The organism is Maritimibacter sp., assembly GCF_016774595.1.
GTDB classification, from domain to species: domain Bacteria; phylum Pseudomonadota; class Alphaproteobacteria; order Rhodobacterales; family Rhodobacteraceae; genus Maritimibacter; species Maritimibacter alkaliphilus.
In genome coordinates, this window is record NZ_JACBWT010000001.1 from 1,913,225 (window position 1) to 1,931,249 (window position 18,025).

The 18,025-nt window shown below is 62.1% G+C and carries 13 protein-coding genes and 1 CRISPR repeat array; of the genes, 4 read left to right on the forward strand and 9 right to left on the reverse strand.

Going from position 1 to position 18,025, the window contains the following annotated elements:
• Nucleotides 1-24 precede the first annotated feature (24 nt).
• The 3 genes from HOY44_RS09635 (at nt 25) to HOY44_RS09645 (ending at nt 5,868) form a co-directional block, all read left to right on the forward strand.
• The gene (locus HOY44_RS09635) at nt 25-2,448 is read left to right on the forward strand and encodes a TRAP transporter permease (protein ID WP_287434515.1); all 2,424 of its coding nucleotides are present in this window, start codon (nt 25-27) and stop codon (nt 2,446-2,448) included.
• A complete protein-coding gene (locus tag HOY44_RS09640; protein ID WP_287434516.1) occupies nt 2,445-3,992 on the forward strand; it encodes a sulfatase family protein in 1,548 nt (515 codons plus the stop codon). The genes HOY44_RS09635 and HOY44_RS09640 overlap by 4 nt, the downstream gene beginning before the upstream one ends.
• An 817-nt stretch (nt 3,993-4,809) precedes the next feature.
• Nucleotides 4,810-5,868, forward strand: coding sequence for an MFS transporter (locus tag HOY44_RS09645; protein WP_287434517.1), 1,059 nt, complete (start codon nt 4,810-4,812; stop codon nt 5,866-5,868).
• Nucleotides 5,869-6,072: 204 nt separating this feature from the next.
• Here the strand turns inward: HOY44_RS09645 and HOY44_RS09650 are convergent, their stop codons facing one another.
• The 4 genes from HOY44_RS09650 to cas9 form a co-directional block, all read right to left on the reverse strand.
• On the reverse strand, nt 6,073-6,474 hold the full coding sequence (locus tag HOY44_RS09650) for a helix-turn-helix domain-containing protein (RefSeq protein ID WP_287434518.1): 402 nt from the start codon (nt 6,472-6,474) through the stop codon (nt 6,073-6,075).
• A 137-nt stretch (nt 6,475-6,611) separates the two neighbouring features.
• A CRISPR array of direct repeats spans nt 6,612-7,371; the repeat unit is 36 nt; unit sequence GTTGCGGCTGGACCTCGAATTCTGAACTGCTACGCT.
• A 72-nt stretch (nt 7,372-7,443) separates the two neighbouring features.
• A complete protein-coding gene (gene cas2 / locus HOY44_RS09655) occupies nt 7,444-7,749 on the reverse strand; it encodes a CRISPR-associated endonuclease Cas2 (protein ID WP_287434746.1) in 306 nt (101 codons plus the stop codon).
• Between the two features lie 35 nt (nt 7,750-7,784).
• The gene (cas1, locus tag HOY44_RS09660; protein ID WP_008330827.1) at nt 7,785-8,696 is read right to left on the reverse strand and encodes a type II CRISPR-associated endonuclease Cas1; all 912 of its coding nucleotides are present in this window, start codon (nt 8,694-8,696) and stop codon (nt 7,785-7,787) included.
• Between the two features lie 57 nt (nt 8,697-8,753).
• Nucleotides 8,754-11,972, reverse strand: coding sequence for a type II CRISPR RNA-guided endonuclease Cas9 (gene cas9, locus HOY44_RS09665; RefSeq protein ID WP_287434519.1), 3,219 nt, complete (start codon nt 11,970-11,972; stop codon nt 8,754-8,756).
• Between the two features lie 215 nt (nt 11,973-12,187).
• On the opposite strand from cas9, the gene HOY44_RS09670 reads away from it, so the two are divergent.
• Entirely contained in the window at nt 12,188-12,433 is a 246-nt protein-coding gene (locus HOY44_RS09670) for a hypothetical protein (protein ID WP_287434520.1), read from the forward strand.
• A gap of 420 nt (nt 12,434-12,853) precedes the next feature.
• On the opposite strand, the gene HOY44_RS09675 is transcribed toward HOY44_RS09670, so the two are convergent.
• From HOY44_RS09675 to HOY44_RS09695, 5 genes are read right to left on the reverse strand one after another with little or no spacing between them, the layout of a single operon-like run.
• On the reverse strand, nt 12,854-13,666 hold the full coding sequence (locus HOY44_RS09675) for an ABC transporter permease (RefSeq protein ID WP_287434521.1): 813 nt from the start codon (nt 13,664-13,666) through the stop codon (nt 12,854-12,856).
• A gap of 3 nt (nt 13,667-13,669) precedes the next feature.
• Nucleotides 13,670-14,488: an ABC transporter ATP-binding protein gene (locus HOY44_RS09680; protein ID WP_287434522.1), complete on the reverse strand. Its 819-nt coding sequence runs from the start codon at nt 14,486-14,488 to the stop codon at nt 13,670-13,672.
• Between the two features lie 11 nt (nt 14,489-14,499).
• Nucleotides 14,500-15,480, reverse strand: coding sequence for an ABC transporter substrate-binding protein (locus tag HOY44_RS09685; protein ID WP_287434523.1), 981 nt, complete (start codon nt 15,478-15,480; stop codon nt 14,500-14,502).
• A gap of 36 nt (nt 15,481-15,516) precedes the next feature.
• Nucleotides 15,517-16,536: a dihydrodipicolinate synthase family protein gene (locus tag HOY44_RS09690; RefSeq protein WP_287434524.1), complete on the reverse strand. Its 1,020-nt coding sequence runs from the start codon at nt 16,534-16,536 to the stop codon at nt 15,517-15,519.
• The gene (locus HOY44_RS09695) at nt 16,536-18,017 is read right to left on the reverse strand and encodes an NAD-dependent succinate-semialdehyde dehydrogenase (protein WP_287434525.1); all 1,482 of its coding nucleotides are present in this window, start codon (nt 18,015-18,017) and stop codon (nt 16,536-16,538) included. The genes HOY44_RS09690 and HOY44_RS09695 overlap by 1 nt, the downstream gene beginning before the upstream one ends.
• Between the last annotated feature and the right edge of the window lie 8 nt (nt 18,018-18,025).

Genomic DNA, 18,025 nt, shown 5'->3' on the forward strand with positions numbered 1-18,025 from the left:
TGCCTCTCAGCAAAAGGTGATGTCATGGCGTCTGCGCCAGTCAAACCCCTGACCCCGTTCCTTTTGGACGACAAACGGGCCGCGACGGCCTTTGCCTGGGCCGCCTTCGCGATCCTCTGTATGGTCGCCGAGACGATCATCTCACTGAAGTTCAATTTGTATCGCTATGCGGCACTGCCCCTCGGCTGGGCGCCGGAGGGGATCACCTGGCTGCGGCTTCTCGCCCTGATCTCGACCGCCGGGTTCGTATGGAAATCGGTCACCGCGGGGCGGCCCGTCGCGCTGTGGCTCGGCCTTGCCGCGCTGGCGCTTTTGGGTGTAGATGCGCTGATCGGCTTCCACTTCGCCCCGACCTTCGACCCGGACGTGGATCTCAGGGCCTATGAGTATCCGATCCTGCGGGTGGGCGATTTCGGCATTCGAGTCGTGCCGATCCTGTCTATGGGGCTGGTGGCCGCGGCTCTGTTCCTGATGCAATCTCTGCGCAACCTCGAACACGGTCGCGCGCGGGCAGCCATGATCGCAGGCCTCGTAATGGGTTTGACCGGGCTTATCTCGGTCCTGCCCGCCATCCCGTTCGCGACCATCGGGCTGGCGGCGTGGCGCGGGGAATACATCCCAGATATGTTCGGGATCGGCCCGGCCAGCCCGACCGAGAAATACAACGCGATCATGTTCCTGCTCGCCGCGCTGATCGTTGTGCTGACGCTTGGCCGCTCGGAAGAGGACATCGGGCGCGTGCAGCATCGCGGCCTTGCCATCGGGGACTGGATCGCCTTCGCCGCGCTTGGATATGCCGTCTTGCAATACCTCGTCATCGGGACCGAGACCTTTGGGCTTGGCGTGTCCGATGCGCATACGGCGGTGATCGGTTGCCTTGCCATCCTTTACCTGTGCTGGCGCGTGTTCGGGGCGGCGCTTGCGCTGTGCGGAGCGGTCGCGCTCGCCTATTACTTCGCTTCGAGCTACCTGCCCGGCATCTTCCACGCCCTCGCGCTCGGCTACACTTCGGCGGCCGAGAACCTGTGGTTCAACACGGCGGATGCGGTCCTTGGTTCGAAGCTTTCGATCCTTCTCAACAACGTGCTGCCGTTCATCATCTTCGGGGCACTTCTGTCTGCCACCGGGGCGGCGGATTCGCTCATCAAGATCTCGTTCTACCTGATGCGCAACGCGCGCGGGGGCCCGGCCCATGCCGCCGTGCTGGCGTCGGGCTTGTTCGGGTCTGTCAGCGGCTCGGCGGTGTCGAACGTGGTGGGCACCGGGGTCGTGACCATTCCGATGATCAAGAAGCGCGGCTTTCGGGCCGACTTCGCGGGAGGTGTCGAGGCGACTGCATCGACCGGAGGGCAGATCATGCCGCCGATCATGGGGGCCGCCGCGCTGGTCATGGCCGACCTGACCGGCACGCCCTATCTCAACATCATGACCGCCGCGCTGGTCCCGGCGCTGGCCTATTACCTGTCCCTGTTCGCGACCGTCATGTTCGAAAGCCGCAGGCTCGACATGTCGGCGCAGGGCAGCGACGAGCTCGACCCCGTGACGACGCAGGATTACATCAATGTCCTGCTACTTGTGTTCCTACCGCTCGCCGTCATCATCTGGCGGCTGATTGCGGGCGCTTCGCCGGCCGGGTCGGCCCTGACCGCCATTATCGTGGTGCTGGCGCTGTCCGCCTTCAGCCCCGTGGTGCGCCGCGCGCCGATCATCCTGCTGACCGCCATCGCGGACGGCGGCAAGACCTTCGGAAGGCTCCTGATGGTCGTCGGCGTCGTGGGGATCATCGTCGGGGTCATGGACGCGACCGACCTGCCGTCGCGCCTTGGCCGGTCGATCTCGGACTATGCCGAGGTGGCGCTTTTGCTCACGCTCGTCATCACCGCTGTCGTCTCGCTCCTGCTTGGGATGGGTATGCCTACCTTGCCCGCCTATCTTACCGTCATCATCATCCTGGGTCCGGCGCTCAATTCGCTCGGCCTGTCGCTGATGACGTCGCATATGTTCGTGTTCTACTTCGGCGTGGCGTCAGCGATCACGCCCCCCGTCGCTGTCGCGGCCTTTGCCGCCGCGGCGATCGCGGGTGCGAAACCGATCGGCACGGGGATCGCCGCCGTGCGCATCGGGATCGTCATCTTCGCGGTGCCGTTCATGTTCGCGCTGAACCCCGACATGATGATCGTGCCGGAGGCGTTCGACGATGGCGCGGCCTTCTCGATGATCGGGTTCCTGTCCGCGATCTTTCGCACGCTCGCCATGATCTACCTGTTCGCCAGCGCGATGAGCCGGTTCGACCGCCAACGCCTGCACCCGGTCGAAGTGCTTCTGCGGGTGGGGCTTGCGCTTCTGCTGATCGCGCCGCTGCCTGCCGTGCATCTGGTGGCCTTTGCCGGGGCGCTGGGGATCGTGGCGCAGCATTACCTTCGCGCGCAAAAGGAACAGACCGCATGACCGACCGCCCGAACATCCTTGTTATCATGGTCGATCAGATGCGCGCGGACTGGCTGGGCGTCGCCGGGCACCCTGTCGTAAAGACCCCGAACATCGACGCGCTCGCCGCGCAGGGCACCCGGTTCACCGACTTCAACGTGGCGACCCCCGTGTGTCAGCCGAACCGCGCCTCGATCCTGACCGGGCGCTATCCGTCGGTTCATGGCCTGCGCCACAATGGATTGAGCCTGCCCTATTCGCAAAGCACCTTCGTCGAGGCGCTTCGGGCCTCCGGCTATGCCACGGCACTGATCGGCAAGAGCCACCTTCAACGCATGACGGGCCATCCGCAGAAGAAGGGGCCGCAGCCCGTGACCGGGCCGATTGCCGAGGCGGTGAAGGATGCGAACCGCTATGACGTGGAATCGCCCGAAAACCTGACGGCGGACGAGATCGTGGTGCCGCGCCCTTATTACGGCTTCGATCACGTCGACTTCACGTCCGACCACGGCGACCGCCCGAACGGTCACTATCTGCAATGGCTCAAGACCAGCCGCCCGGACGACTGGCAGGCGCTACGCAACCGCGAGAACCAGTTGCCGCACAATTATTCCTGCCCCCAGGCCTACCGCACGCCGCTGCCGGTGGAACTCTACCCCTCGAGCTACATCGGGATGCGAGGGTGCGAGTTTCTGGATGCCCAGGACGCCAGCACGCCTTTCTTCGCGCTCGTCAGCTTTCCGGACCCTCACCACCCATTCAATCCGCCGGGTCGCTATTGGGATATGTATGACCCTGACGATTTCGAGGTTGAACTGCCATTCGAAGCACATGAGACCCCAAACCCGGTCCTAAAAGCGCTGCGCGAGAAGTTTGTCGATGGGAGCCAGTTCACGGCCGGGCAGGAAAACTTCATGGCGACCGAACGGCACCTGAAGGAAGCGATGGCCCTAACTGCCGGGATGATTGCCCTGATCGATGATCAGGTTGGCAAACTGATCGACCGACTGAAAGCGAATGGCCAGTGGGACAATACGGTTGTCGTGTTCAATGCGGATCATGGCGATTTTCTCGGCACTTTCTCGATGCTGCTGAAGGGTCCCTACATCCACAACTCGACCTACCGGGTGCCCTTCATCTGGCGAGACCCGGACCGCGACGGGGGCACTACGGACGACCGGCTCGCCTCCACTATCGACATCGCGCCGACGCTCCTCGAACGTGCTGGCGTTGCGCCATACCATGGCATTCAGGGTCGTAGCCTCTGGAGCAGTGAGAGACGCGAAGAACTGCTCATGGAGTTTGAGGACAACGCCTATCCCAAGCCTTACTTCACCGTCCGGCCGGCGAACTCACGCACTCTTCTAACTCGCGATCATCGGATGACGGTCTACGAGGGCGAGGGTTGGGGAGAGCTATACGAACGGGCTACAGACCCTGACGAAACCCGGAACTTTTGGGACGACCCCGATCACACTGTCTTGCGCACCACGTTGATCCGCAAGCTCGTCGACGAGCTGATCGGCGCAACCGATACCAGTCCTTTCCCGCCTTTTCGAGCCTAGCCGCTTCCACGACTTGCGCATCTTTGATTGTCATTCCTGACGCGGGGATGAAACCATTACAGCCGGTTGCTGCGGCGTCCCGTGGATGGGAGGTTCGGTGCCGCCTTTGACGTCGGCACCAAAAACGATCCCCCTCGCACATAGCGAATATTTCTAGGACTTCGACCTGGCTCAGCCCCTTGCATCATGGACTGGTCCGGTTTTGGTGGAAAGCAATGGATCCACTTCGAGGGCCGTTCACTCGATCGGGGTCGGACCAGCCGGAAATGCACCAGCGCTTAAACCGGACCACATAATTTGGATGGCCGGTTTCACGCATAATTGGGTGTGCGCTCTCAGAGGCGCTGTGCTGCCCGCTGAGCGCATCAAAGCCGTTTCAGGCGCCTGGGACACCGAAAGCACGAAGGCGCGCCCTGAGCGCGCGCAGAGAGTCTCCGAGGGGGCACCGCACCGAGGTGTAGGGGCGGAGTCAGTCCGCACTCTCGATTCTTCGGCCTCTCCGATGTCTGCGACGGTGGACCGGATGGCGGGGCCGAATGTGCTTGAGGTGATATTCGAGAAGATCTCCCAGCTCGAGGAGCTCGTCTGCTACATCGCGCACGAGTCTGTCCGCGGCGAACCTCCTCTACGCAACTAAAGGGATCCGGCGCTCCGTTTCGATCCAGCCATTCATGACCCGACCGAAACGGAGCGCAATCGAAATACTAGTTGCCGCTCTTGGTCACAAAGATGAGGTGGTCGCTGCCGTCCGCCGCAAAGTCGACGAACGGCAGCCCGTCTCCACTAGCTCGCGTCCTTGAACTCGGCATACTCGCCCTTGACCAGCAAGGTCCCCTTCGTGACCGAGGTCTGGCAGGTCTATGTCCTGATCTTCCTGCTCCAATCGGCCTCTGCGGCCTTCACACCGACGTTTCAGGCCACCATCCCGGACGTATTGCCCGAGGAGGACCGCTACACGCGCGCGCTGTCTCTGTCGCGGCTGGCCTATGACCTTGAGAATATCGTCTCACCGACGCTGGCCGCGCTCCTGCTCGCCGTCATGACCTACAATACCCTGTTCTTCGGCACGGTGGCCGGGTTCGCGGCATCTGCGCTATTGGTCGTGTCGGTGCTGATCCCCAGCCCGAAGTCAGCTGAGCCACGCGGCATCTACGACCGGACCACGCGCGGCATCCGCATCTACCTCGCCACCCCACGTCTGCGCGGCTTGCTCGCGCTGAACCTCGCGGCGGCAAGCGCGGGAGCGATGGTGCTGGTGAACTCCGTGGTGCTGGTCCGGGGGCAATTGGGTCTGGGGGAAAGCGCCTTGGCGTGGACGATGTTTGCTTTTGGCGCCGGCAGCATGATCGCTGCACTCGCGCTCCCCCGCGTGCTCGACCGGACCTCGGATCGCCCGGTCATGCTGGCGGGGGCCGGGGTCATGGTTGTAGCCCTCGTCACCTTTGCCGTGCTCGTCCTGACGAAGGGCATCACATGGCCCTCGGTGCTCGCCACGTGGCTGATCGTCGGCCTCGGATACGCGTCGGTCCTGACCCCCTCGGGCCGTCTCCTGCGCCGCTCCGCCCACAGCGAAGACCGGCCAGCCGTGTTCGCCGCCCAGTTCGCCCTGTCCCACGCCTGCTGGCTCGTTACCTACCCGCTGTCGGGCTGGCTCATGTCGGCTCTGGGCTTGGCCCCGGCGTTGCTCGTGCTCGCTGCCGTGGCGGGTCTGGGGATCGCCCTGGCCCTCTGGCTCTGGCCTGTCGGTGGGTCGGAGGCCATACCCCACACGCACGAGAACCTTCCGCTGGATCATCCCCACCTGCACGGCCACCGCAGCCACAGCCACCCCCTCGTCATCGACGATGCTCACCCTAGGTGGGGGTCGCAGTTTTAGTCGTCCAACTCGAACGCGGTCACGCGGTCTGGTGCTGTCAGTTCGAACGATCTCTAGGCCCGCTTTCTCTCGCACACCCGCCTGAGCAACTGCACCCTGCGCAAAGTGATGGCGACATCCCGACCGTTCGATATGTCGCGCAAGAAACGAAGCCAATCGCGCTCGTTCGGCGTCAGAACCTCATTTTCACGGTTTTCCATGATGTCACTTCCCGAAGATAGCGCGGATGGTCGACTGTGAGCGCGCGGTGAGCCTCGGGTCTGTATGTCCAGAGGCGCTCCGTATTTCACTCAACCACGCATGTTCGTTCACCGTCACGGGGTCGCCGAACACCTCGATGAGCGTGGCCGCCGCCGTGCCGCCGATCGCCTGTTCGAGCGCGAGACGCATGAGGTAGGCCGCATCGCATTCGAGAGCCCCAGCGAGCGCCGGGATGCGATCAAGCGCGACTTTTGAGCGGCCCTGCTTGATCATCGTGATCATGTTCTGGTTCACGTATCCAGCCTGTGCCGCGATGTCGGCCTGCGTCTTCTTGGATTTCAGTTCGAGAACCCGGCGCTCGACAAATTTTGCAAGTTGGGTGTGCTCGTGCGGTTTCGTGGTCATGTTCTTCCTCGCTGATATCGCGCAGCGTGTGCTGCATGTCTTCTTTATAGCGAGGGGTCGTTGGGGAACTGTGGCAGGTTACAACCTCGAATTCTGAACTGCTACGCTCAGACCCGCGCACATAACCGCCTTTCTGGGTTGCGGCTGGACCTCGAATTCTGAACTGCTACGCTCATCACGGTCCGGGACCACTACGCCGCGAAGTTGCGGCTGGACCTCGAATTCTGAACTGCTACGCTTAGACGACGAAATCGGAAAGGCGAACGCCAGTTGCGGCTGGACCTCGAATTCTGAACTGCTACGCTACCGTCGATCAACTGGGATCACGTGTCGGAGTTGCGGCTGGACCTCGAATTCTGAACTGCTACGCTGCACGCTGCAACTTGCGGCGGCGGCGCAAAGTTGCGGCTGGACCTCGAATTCTGAACTGCTACGCTTGCGGCGCGGGCGAATTACCCATATCCCAGTTGCGGCTGGACCTCGAATTCTGAACTGCTACGCTTGGATGGTCATTGGTTCACTCCGTTGCTTGGTTGCGGCTGGACCTCGAATTCTGAACTGCTACGCTGCACGCTGCAACTTGCGGCGGCGGCGCAAAGTTGCGGCTGGACCTCGAATTCTGAACTGCTACGCTTCCGGGTTCGTGGTCCTCGCGGCCAACATCGTTGCGGCTGGACCTCGAATTCTGAACTGCTACGCTACAGCGATATTCCTCCAAGCCAGTCTCCTAGTTGCGGCTGGACCTCGAATTCTGAACTGCTACGCTAGGCGTTCGATGATCTGGTCATTCATCGCGTTGCGGCTGGACCTCGAATTCTGAACTGCTACGCTCAGCGGCGCGAGCGGCTGGGCACGTTCTGCGTTGCGGCTGGACCTCGAATTCTGAACTGCTACGCTTGATACCCTCTCAAGATCCTGTAATCGCAGGGTGTTGGGAGGGTGCCAAGATACATTTTCCTTACCCTTCGGTCAAAACAACACCAACTGCTCAGGATTTTTGCGGGCACGTCTTCGACCCTGATCCGAAAAGTGAACTATGTCACGATACTGGCGGTCCGTGAAATTCAGGATTTGGACATCGCCATTATCGGGTAAGTTTCTTGCTATACGACTGACGCGTGTCTGGAACGCTTCCTTCCCATTTACGAACCGCGCGTAGACAGAGAACTGGCTTCGCTCGAACCCCTCGTCCAAGAGAAAATTTCGGAAACCCGTTGCTGCTTTTCGCTGCGGTTTTGTGTCCGTGGGGAGATCAAACATTACCAGTATCCACATGATCCTATACCCCGATAAATGTGTTTGTGTTTCGGTCACAATCCCGCGCTCCTTAAGGTGAGCGCATCCGGCGGCGCGGGTAACAACAAAGACAGCTTGCCCGCTTCAAAACTCTGGCCAAGAGACGTGGCGAGTTTTGACAATGCCACAGATACAGGCGTCTGCCCCTCCCCCAAAGGAAGATCGAACGCAATAATCCGCGCCAATGTCTGCTTCGCCACGGTATCGACATGATCGCCATTGCGTTTCACAAGCCCCCAGACAGCCGCATCAACAAGCGGTCGAAACGGCTCCATAAGGTCATCAGAAAGTGCGAAAGCATTTGAGCGATTTGAATGGTGGAGACCGATCGAGGGATGAAGGCCCGCAGCGACGACTGCACGTGACGCAGTCGCGCGCAGCACCGTGTAGCCGTAGTTCAGGAGGGCGTTCATGTCCGGGGCATTCCGGTCACGACGGAAATCGCTCCCCATTAGGACGGGCCAGTAATAGCGAGCGGCTTGGGCTTCGACATTTCCGGCGTCGCCACTGACGACTGAACGGATCATCATCCCAAGTGGCGCTGCGGGATGGCCAAAGGCGTCGAGCACGGCGGCTTGCATCGCAATCTTCGAGGTCACGATCCGCTTCCATGCCTGTTTCGAAAGGGGCGCCTTGGACTGGAACTGCGCGCGCATACGTCCGCCCTGTGCATGGTGACCCTCAAGCGGAAGCAGGACGGACCGCGGCGCATGATTGGCGCCGCAGACGACGACTGGGCAGCCTCGATCCCCGAGTTCTGCCAGAAGAGACCCCGACAGCGTGATGCCATGTGCATGGAGCAGGATGGCGGCTATTTCGTCCAGCGGAACGCGCCCGACTTCGGCACCATCTTGCTCAACCAGAAGAAAACCACGGACACGGGACAGGTGACGCCCGTCCGTGGCGATATCAATGATACGGTCCAAATTCTCGCTCCAAATCGTTGGAAGCGTGGCAGAATTTACCGATTCGCGCGACTCCGATCAGTGTTTCGGCGGGCCGGGGTCCTTGATGCGTCCAATTTCATCGACATAAACGCGGCGCAACTTGTTTCTGACAACCGACCCTGCGCCCATTTGCAGGAACTTGAAAGCGTCATTCGGGTTACGATGCCGAGCGTCCGCATTGGCTTCTAAATGAGGGGCCAAGAACAACCCGTTGGCGCGGTCGAGCTTCTGAACATAAAAAATAGCAGTTTGATCGTCCTGCTCGATTGCGACCATGTCTTTCTTGAAAACTCTCAGAATGCGCTTCGCCGCCGGATGCGGGCGCTTGTCCGTTCCAGCGTGCGCTTCGTAGGTCGAGACGACATGCGGCACGACTTTGCCATCAGGTAACTTCCAAAGGTCGTAGCAGTGGTTGCTGTCGCCTTTATAAGCTTTCAACGGTTGACCGACCTCATCAGAGCCGACTTCGACACGCGCCGAGCTTTGAAGTGTCTCTATGAGACGAACACGGCGAATGCCCTGATAAGGGCCTTCCTTCTCTGCGAAATTGCGAAGTGCCTCCTCAAAGCCTTTGCCATCTTTCCCTTTTGTTGCGACGGACAGCGCCTTTTGCAGCTGCATGTCGCGGATGTTTTTTCCCTTTGTTGTAACCTCGATGTCGCCGGGCTTCAGAGACAAAAGGGGCGTTCGGCTCACCACCGTATGGTCATCCACGATCCCGTAGGCCGTGTCGTTATGAAGCCGCCCCGCGGTGCTGTCTTTCCCGTGCTTGCGGCCCTCGACATCGATCCGGCCGTGATCTGCGCGGTGACTGACGACAATGCGCGCGATCTGCGCTGAAATGTCATTCCTGAACCCCTCCCACGGTTCCGGCGTGTCACGCGCAATCAATTCTGCTGACTTGCCTGCGCTCTCGCCCTGCCCGGCCGCTTTGCTGATCCGGTTGACCAAGCTGTGGTCGGTGGCGGCAATGACGGCCGCGTCGATCGCATGGTGGCGGTGGTCCGTCCGGTTCTTGACCTTTCCAGCGCCACGGTCCTTGTCGGACAGAAGCGCGTTCAGGCCCCAATGTCGCCGCAGCATTTCCGTCATGCGACCCGGCACGACCCAAACGTGCCCGCCTTCGGTGAAGAGCGTATCGAGATATGCGCGCGAAATGCGCGCGAGATACTGGGTATCGACCAGGGCCCGGTCAAGGAAGTCCCTCTCACCCTCGAACCGCTCCATCGCATCGGGCGCGAACCGCTTTCGTTTGTTCTCGGGCAGGTCCTTGAGGTTGGCCGCGATGGCGCCCCATTGGTCGCTGCCGCCCCATGCCTCCCACGGCGTCCGGTCGCCCTTCTGCCGGTTGGCTTCCCGCAGACAGATCGTGCGATTGGCGAAACTGTCGTCGAGCGTGCGGGAATACGGCAGGATGTGATCGACGTCGCAGGCGCCGTCAAAGAGCATCGTCACACTGATCGGCTTGCCGGTGTAAGGACAGCACCGCGGACCGACGGCCGGGCCGAGATCCTCCCAAAGTCGAAGAAGCAGGCGGTTTGCGCCGGTGTTCTTCTGCCCGATCTCTTCGAGTTGCCGACCCCGCCGAATGGCGTCGGCCGTCGTCTCGCGGATCTTTTTCATGGCTTCGGATTTCTGGGCTTCGGATTGCTTCAACTCGCGCGCAAGCTCGACGACGAGCTGGTCGGGTTTGCCATAAGTCGCAATGATCCTGTTAACAAGGCGACGAAGCTGGTTCAGACCGATGTGAACCGTCGGATTAGTGATGCGCCCGTAGCGCGTGACGACATCGTCGTCCTCGTTGTAAGTGCCCGGAATGACGTGGCGGTCCAGCACTTCACCGTAATACGGCAACGCCTCCAGACACTCGCCCGTGCGCTGGTTTGAGTGGTGGTTACCCCATCGCTCAACCGCCTGCGAATACGTGCAAACCTCCGCCTTCAGGTTGCACAGGATCGCCTCGGTCGCGGTGAGGCCCAATCGCCCATACCCTTCGGGCAAATGGAGGTTGGCGACGCGTTTCGCGTGGTCTTCGGAGAGGTTGTGTGTCGCACCCAGCCAAGCGACTAAAGATGCGAAGTCATCATCCGACTGCACTTGGCGCAGTTTTTCGATGAGCGCCCACTGCGCCTGCCAGTCCAGCCTGGACCAGGCCGGTCCGAACCCGTCCGGGTGCACCATCGTCGCGCGGATCGGATCACAGGCGATCGCGTCGCGCACACCGCTTTCCAGCGTGAACCTCTCGCCGTCCTTGAGTTTGACCAACTTGCCCAGCGCCGCGAGCTTGAGGTTCATGGACGACAAGCTTTTCGCAGGTTTTTTGTTGTCGAGCGCATGAACGATCATGTCGCGCTCTTCGAGCGTCAGCGGTCGGGTGGTGCGACCGTCCGCCGTGACACGTAGTTGGTTAACCGTCTCATAGAGCACGCGTCGGCCCGTCAATGGGTGCGCTTTCGGCAAACGTTCCTCTGCCGTGAACAGGCAAAGGCCGACCTTTGGCTCTTTCAGAGGTCGCTGGTAGAAAATCTTTTCGAACACCACGTCGCGGAGTTCATCCGTGAGCTCGGGGTGAAACGCGGCCTGCGCGGACCAGAGCGCGTGAAATTCATCCTCAAGGTGCGCGCGCTCGGGGTAGAAGTCGTAGCCGGCTTCCTCTTTCGAGTCGGGCCCACCTCGACTGGCTACAGAAAGGCGTGTGCGCACGGCCGGAACATGACGCGGATCAGACGCGCGCGCCCGACGCATATGAAGGAACTCACCATAACTCCTCGCGCCCGCCTCCTGCATCGCCCAGGTCAGTCGCTGGGTCGCATCCTTGATTTTGCCACTCTCATTATCACCGCGATCCGTTTTGCGGTTCGATTTAAAGCCCCGGCGTTGGTTTAAATGAAACACAGCTCGGCCGAGATGCGTGAGTGGGAGCATTACGTCGAGACCGGTCGCACGGAGCTCATAGGGGTCAAGCATTTCCAGCGCCTTTGCAGCTGCCGGATCGCGGGGCATCAGTCCGGCATCAACGAGCACCTTCAAAAGCGTAGTTCGGCGCCGAAGATAACGGTCACGCCGCCGTCGCATTGCGCGTGCCACTCGTCTATCCACTGCTAACGATGCCTTCGACTTTGGGTCTCGGCCATCCGCGAAAATGCGCACGCCACCATCGATCACCGCGACGATACGCGCAGAAGCTCCTGTCCCTTCGGTCGCGTATAGCCACCATCCAATCGAATTCGTGCCAATATCCAAGCCGAGGCGCATACGAAATACCCTTCCTCCAGTCCGATAGAGACTTCCCCCTCTCCTTTCAGAAATCAACTTGAATTAGTGCGACAGGACGATATCATTAGAACGTTCAGAATTCGCGGTCGAGCCGTTAACAAGCTCGAAGTAGCACCACATTTTTACGCGCCCTACGGGGCGCGTAATGCTTTTCAAAAAGGTAATTGGTCTGAGTTTAAACGTTAGTTGCGGAAATGCAGGATACCTGTTTTGACACCTTCGAATTTCCGTTTTTTTGGGTTCGCACAACCCGGGGCTCAAACTGCCGTCCTTCTCTTCGCGAGATCGGCGGCATCGTCAACGAAGCCAACAAGACCATGAACAACCCCGCCTACCCTCTGGAGCTGTTCCAGCGCGTCATCACGGTGAGCCTGGAGACGATGAAAATCGTGAACGCGCTGCCGAAGCTGGACCTGCCCAAGAGACGCTGCAAGCGCTAGAGCGATACCTTGCTCGGTGCCCCGCAATGCTTCCGCAACGTTTGGGATGCATTGAACGACAATGAGCAGCAGCGACTGCACCTCGTTACCTTTATTTTACTGCATTTTCCTCTCGGCGCTCGCCTTCGGGAGGCAGGGGTCGGAGGTTCGAATCCTCTCACTCCGACCAGATAAACAAGGCGCCTTCGGGCGTCTTTTTTGTTTTCTGGGCTCCGGCTGCGGCCGTTCAGATCGGGATTATGTTCGATCCGGTCACTGGGAACAGAAAGCGCGCCCGGATCACGATGCGGGCGCGTTGAGGTGTGTGTCAGGCGTCACGCCGTCAGGGGCACCGTGGCGGGCAGTGGCGCGGATCGTCTTGTCTTGCTCCACCAACGGCAGCCCCCGGACGGATGCGGCACAATTCCGTCCAGTGGGCGATCACCGCTCGTGCTTGCGATGCCACGGGATCACCAGCCTTTCGAGGAAGTCGACCGCGTAGGAGAAGCCCAGCCCAAGGACCGCGATGACGAGGAAGCCGACATACATCGTGTCGACCCAGAACACCGTCCACGCCCACCAGATGCGATAGCCGACGCCGCTGTCCGCCGTCGAAAACTCGACCGCCACCAGCAGGATCAGCGCCGTTCCCATGCAGATGCGCAGCCCCGTGAAGATGCCCGGAAGCGCGCCGGGCAGCGCCACGGTGAGATAGGTCTTCAGGCGCGAGGCTTTCAGGTTCTGCGCGACCTCGAAATAGATCTTGGGCGTGCTGACCACACCCGCGAAGGTGTTGATCGTCATCAGGAAAAAGACGTTGATCGCGATGGTGACGTATTTCGATGTCTCACCGATGCCGAAGATCAGGAGCAAGAGCGGCAGAAGCGCGATTTTCGGGATCGGGAACAGCGCGGCGATCAGCGGGTTCAGCGCCTCGCGCACGGGGCGGAACAGGCCCATGGCCAACCCGACCAGAACGCCCGGCACCGCGCCCATGACCAGACCCACCGCGATGCGTTGCAGACTGATCCCGAGGTCGCCCCAGAACTGCGCGGTCTGTGCCTGCGCGAACCCTGTGGCGAGGATGGTGGACGGCGCGGGAAAGAACGTGACGTTGATCGCCCCGGTCCGCGCGGCGATTTCCCACAGCCCCAGAAGCACGATGGGCGAGATCAGCCCGATCGGCATCCCCAGTACCCGCCGCGTGACTTTGCGCGGCGCGCGGCTGACGTCGATGGTTTCGATGGTCGCCATGGCTTACCTCCCCGCCGCCTGAATACGGTCGGCCTCCTGCTGGCGCGCGGTGCGCACCTCATGCCCCAGAATGTCCCACAGCTCGGCGGTGAGCGCCCCGAACTCCGGCGTGCGCCGGATCTCGGCGGACTCGCGCGGGCGCGGCAGGTCGATGTCGAGGCTGTGAATGAACCGCCCCGGCGCCGACGACATGACCACCACGCGGTCGCCTAGAAGCACCGCCTCGTCCAGCCCGTGGGTGATGAAGACGACGGTGGAGCGGAACTCTTCCCACAGCGTCGCAAGCTCCTCCTGCATGATGAGCTTGTTCTGCTCGTCGAGCGCGGCGAAGGGTTCGTCCATCAGCAGAACTTCGGGATTGGTCGCAAAGGCGCGCGCGATGGACAGGCGCTGTTTCATCCCGCCCGACAACTGGTCGGGCCGGAAATCGCGGAAGGAATACAACCCGGTCTTTTGCAGGAAGTAATCCACCCGCTCCTGACTTTCGGCGCCCTTCCACGTGCCCGACGCGCGCAGACCATAGGCCGCGTTGTCGGCCACGGTCAGCCACGGAAACGCGCTTTCCTGCTGAAAGATCATCGCGGTCACGGGCCGGTCCGGATTGTCATGCGCGATCCGGATCTGCCCCTCCGAGGGGTGCTCCAGCCCGGCGAACATGCGGATGAGGGTCGATTTACCGCAGCCCGACGGGCCGACGATGCAGACGAATTCGCCATCCGCAATCGTCAGGTCCACCTTGTCGATGGCCCGGAAGCCCCGCTGGGGGTCGCCGAACACCTTGGCGACCCCGTCCACCTCGATCTTGCCTGCTTTGCCTGTCATCGCGCCCGGACCTAGTTCGACGCCTGATCGAGCAGGGCCGTGTTCAGATGCGCGTCCAGATCGGGCGCCTGCGGGACGAGCCCGGCGTCGATCAGCGTCTGCATCTGCCAGCGCAGGCCATAGTCGCCGTCCACGTTCACGGCGAGGCTTTCGGACGCCGTGCCCATCGCGATCTTCTCATAGACGCTCGCGTCCTTCGCGGGCACGTATTGCTGATAGTATCCAGCCAGTTCGGTGCGCCCCTCGGGTGTGGCAAGCGCCTCGCGGATCCAGTCGTTCGTGGCCTTGTAGGCGCGCAGGAACCGCACGGCGACGTCTTCGCGCGCCATCATCCCGTTCGAGTAGACCATGAAGGCCTGCGAGGTGCCCGGCATCACCTCGGACGCGCGCACAAGCCGCGTGACGGTGCCGCCGCCCAGCGCGATGGACTGGAACGGGTCGATCATGATCGCGGCGTCCACCGATCCGTTGGTCAGCGCGGGTACCATGTCGGGCGGGGCCATGCCCACCTTGGTCACGTCCTCCGGGTTCACGCCCGACTGCACGATATATTCGTTCACGATCATGTCGAGGATCTGCCCCGGCGCGGTCACGGCGATCTTCTTGCCTGCAAGGTCCGCGCCGCTTTCGATCCCGGAGTCGCTGCGCACCATGATTGCGGTCGGATCGCCACCCGGCGCGCCCGGTTCGATGTTCAGCGCCTCGGCGACAATCGTGAACTCCGCCCCCCGCGCCAGCGCGTTGAACAGCGCCGCGCCCGAGGTGGTGATGGCCGCATCGACCTGACCCGTGGCGACCGCAGGCGCGATCTCGGACCCTGACTTGAAGAACGTCGGTTCCACCGTGATCCCCTCGGCCTCGAAGAAGCCTTTTCCCATCCCGGCATAGACCTGCACCGGCACCCTGAGGCTGCCGAACTTCACCACGTCCTCGGCCAGCGCGGGGGCGGCAAGACCCGCGGCCACGGCCAGCGTTGCAATCAGTCGTTTCATCTCTCTCTCCCTGAAAATGCGCCGTGTCGGGCGCGGTCACATCGGATGGCGTCCGATGAAAAAGTCGCGGAACGGCTCCATCGACGGGGACAGCCCGGCGTCGATCAGCCCCTTGCGCAGCGCGTTCATCTGCGGATCGTGGATGCGCTGGGTCGGCATCCGAAGCGGACCGCCGTTGTAGCCCTGAAGCCAACCTTGGAATTTCCAGACGTAGCGGTTGATGAAGAACCCGCCGTGCATCTGCTGCGCGACCATCCCCTTGGCCTTTCGCGCCGGATGCATCCGCCAGTAAACCTCGGTCGCCGCGTCGTATTCGCCGCTCCGCAGATGCTGCATCACCTGCGGGATGAGCGGCCCCCAGTATTCGTGATCCGACGTGGCCGACAGTTGCAGCGGCATCACCTGCGACAGCGGGATCAACTCGCCCTCGATCGGCATCGAGATGACGACCTCGTCCCCGAACAGGCGGTGACATTCGATCACGCTCTGGATCGACGGAAAGCCCCCCTCGGCCTTGATCGCCGCCACGTTGGGGCAATCGTCGATCAGCCGCCGCATCACGCTGGTCGGAATGTCCGAAGGATGCACCCGCGTGTTGAAGCCCCACAGGAACATCGGAAACAGCATCACGGCGAGGGTCGTCGCATCGCAGATCGCGCGCGTGTAGTCGTAAATGTCATCCTCGCTCTCGGGATAGAACGCGGGCGGATAGGACAGGAGCACGAACTCCGCCCCGGCCTCCTCGGCCAACTGCACGGCCTCGATGTTCTGCTCCAGCGTGTTCCAGCTTGCGTGATGCACGATGACCAGATCGTCGCCTGCCTCGGCCTTCATGATCCGCATGAAATCGATGTATTCCGGCAGCGTGATCGACACTTCGGACACGGCGAGCGAGCCGACGAAGCCGTGCTCGATTGCCCGCCGGGTATCATGCCGGATCGCGGCTTCGTTGATCCGGGTCAGGTCATTCGAGAACGACGGGATCGTGCAGTTGACCGCGCCCACCAGCGTCTCGCGCACCCATTTGCGCGCCTCATCCTTCATATATCGTGCCATCAGCCCAGCTCCGCCTCTCCTGCCCCGGCCCAGGCCAGGTATTTCTGTTCCATGAATTCGTCGATGCCGTAGACCGAACCTTCGCGGCCGATCCCCGACTGTTTGATCCCGCCGAACGGCGCGACCTCGTTTGAGATGAGGCCCGTGTTGACCCCGATCATCCCGGCCTCAAGCGCCGCCGACACACGCCAGAGCCGCGCGCCATCGCGGGCGAACAGATAGGCGGCCAGCCCGAATTCGGTGTCGTTGGCCATGGCGACGGCCTCGGCCTCAGTCTCGAATTTCACGACCGGCGCGATAGGGCCAAACGTCTCTTCCCACGTGATCTTCATCGCCTGCGTGACGCCGGACAGCACGGTCGGCTGGAAGAACAGAGGCCCGCGATTGTGCGTGGCCCCGCCGCAGACGACCTGCGCCCCATGGGCCACGGCGTCCGCGATGTGATCCTTGACCTTCTCGACCGCCGCCGCGTCGATCAGCGGGCCTTGCTGGACGCCATCTTCGAACCCCTCGCCCACCTTGAGCGCGCCGACCTTTTCCGCGAGGCGTGCGACGAAAGCGTCGTGGATACCGGCCTGCACATAGGCGCGGTTGGCGCTGATGCAGGCCTGCCCGGTGTTGCGGTATTTCGTGGCGATGAACCCGTCGACGGCGGTTTCCAGATCGGCGTCATCGAACACCAGAAGCGGCGCGTTGCCGCCCAGTTCCATCGACGCTTTCTTGATCGTCGCGGCGGATTGCTCAAGCAGCAGCCGCCCCACTTCGGTCGACCCGGTGAAGGTGATCTTGCGCACTTTTGGGTTGGCCGTCAGTTCGCCGCCCACAACGCTCGCCCGCCCCAGCACCACGTTGAAGACGCCCGCCGGGATGCCCGCACGGTGGGCGAGTTCGGCAAGTGCCAGCGCGGTCAGCGGGGTCTGCCCGGCTGGCTTCACCACCATCGTGCAGCCCGCTGCCAGCGCCGGCGCGGCCTTGCGCGTTATCATCGCCGCCGGAAAGTTCCACGGCGTGATCGCAGCGCAGACGCCCACGGGTTCCTTCAAGACGACGATCCGCCGCCCGGCCTCGGGCGCGGCCATCACGTCGCCCCGGATGCGCTTGGCCTCTTCCGCGAACCATTCGACGAAGGACGCGGCATAGGCGACCTCGCCCTTGGCCTCGGCAAAGGGCTTGCCCTCTTCCAGCACAATGAGCCGCGCCAGATCGTCGGCGTGCGCGGTCATCAGATCGAACCAGCGGCGCAGGAGTTTCGCGCGGTCCTTGGCGGGGCGCAGCCGCCACGGCCCGAACGCGGCCTCCGCCGCATCGACAGCATCCCGCACCTGCCCGGCGTCGAGCTGCGGCAACGTGGCGAGCGTGGCCCCGGTCGCCGGATTGCACAGGTCAATGGTCCCTGCCTTGCCGTCCGACACCCACGCGCCGTTCACATAGGCCGCATCGCGCCATAGCCCGGCATCGGAGAGGATATCTCTGCCCGTCATTCGCCCCG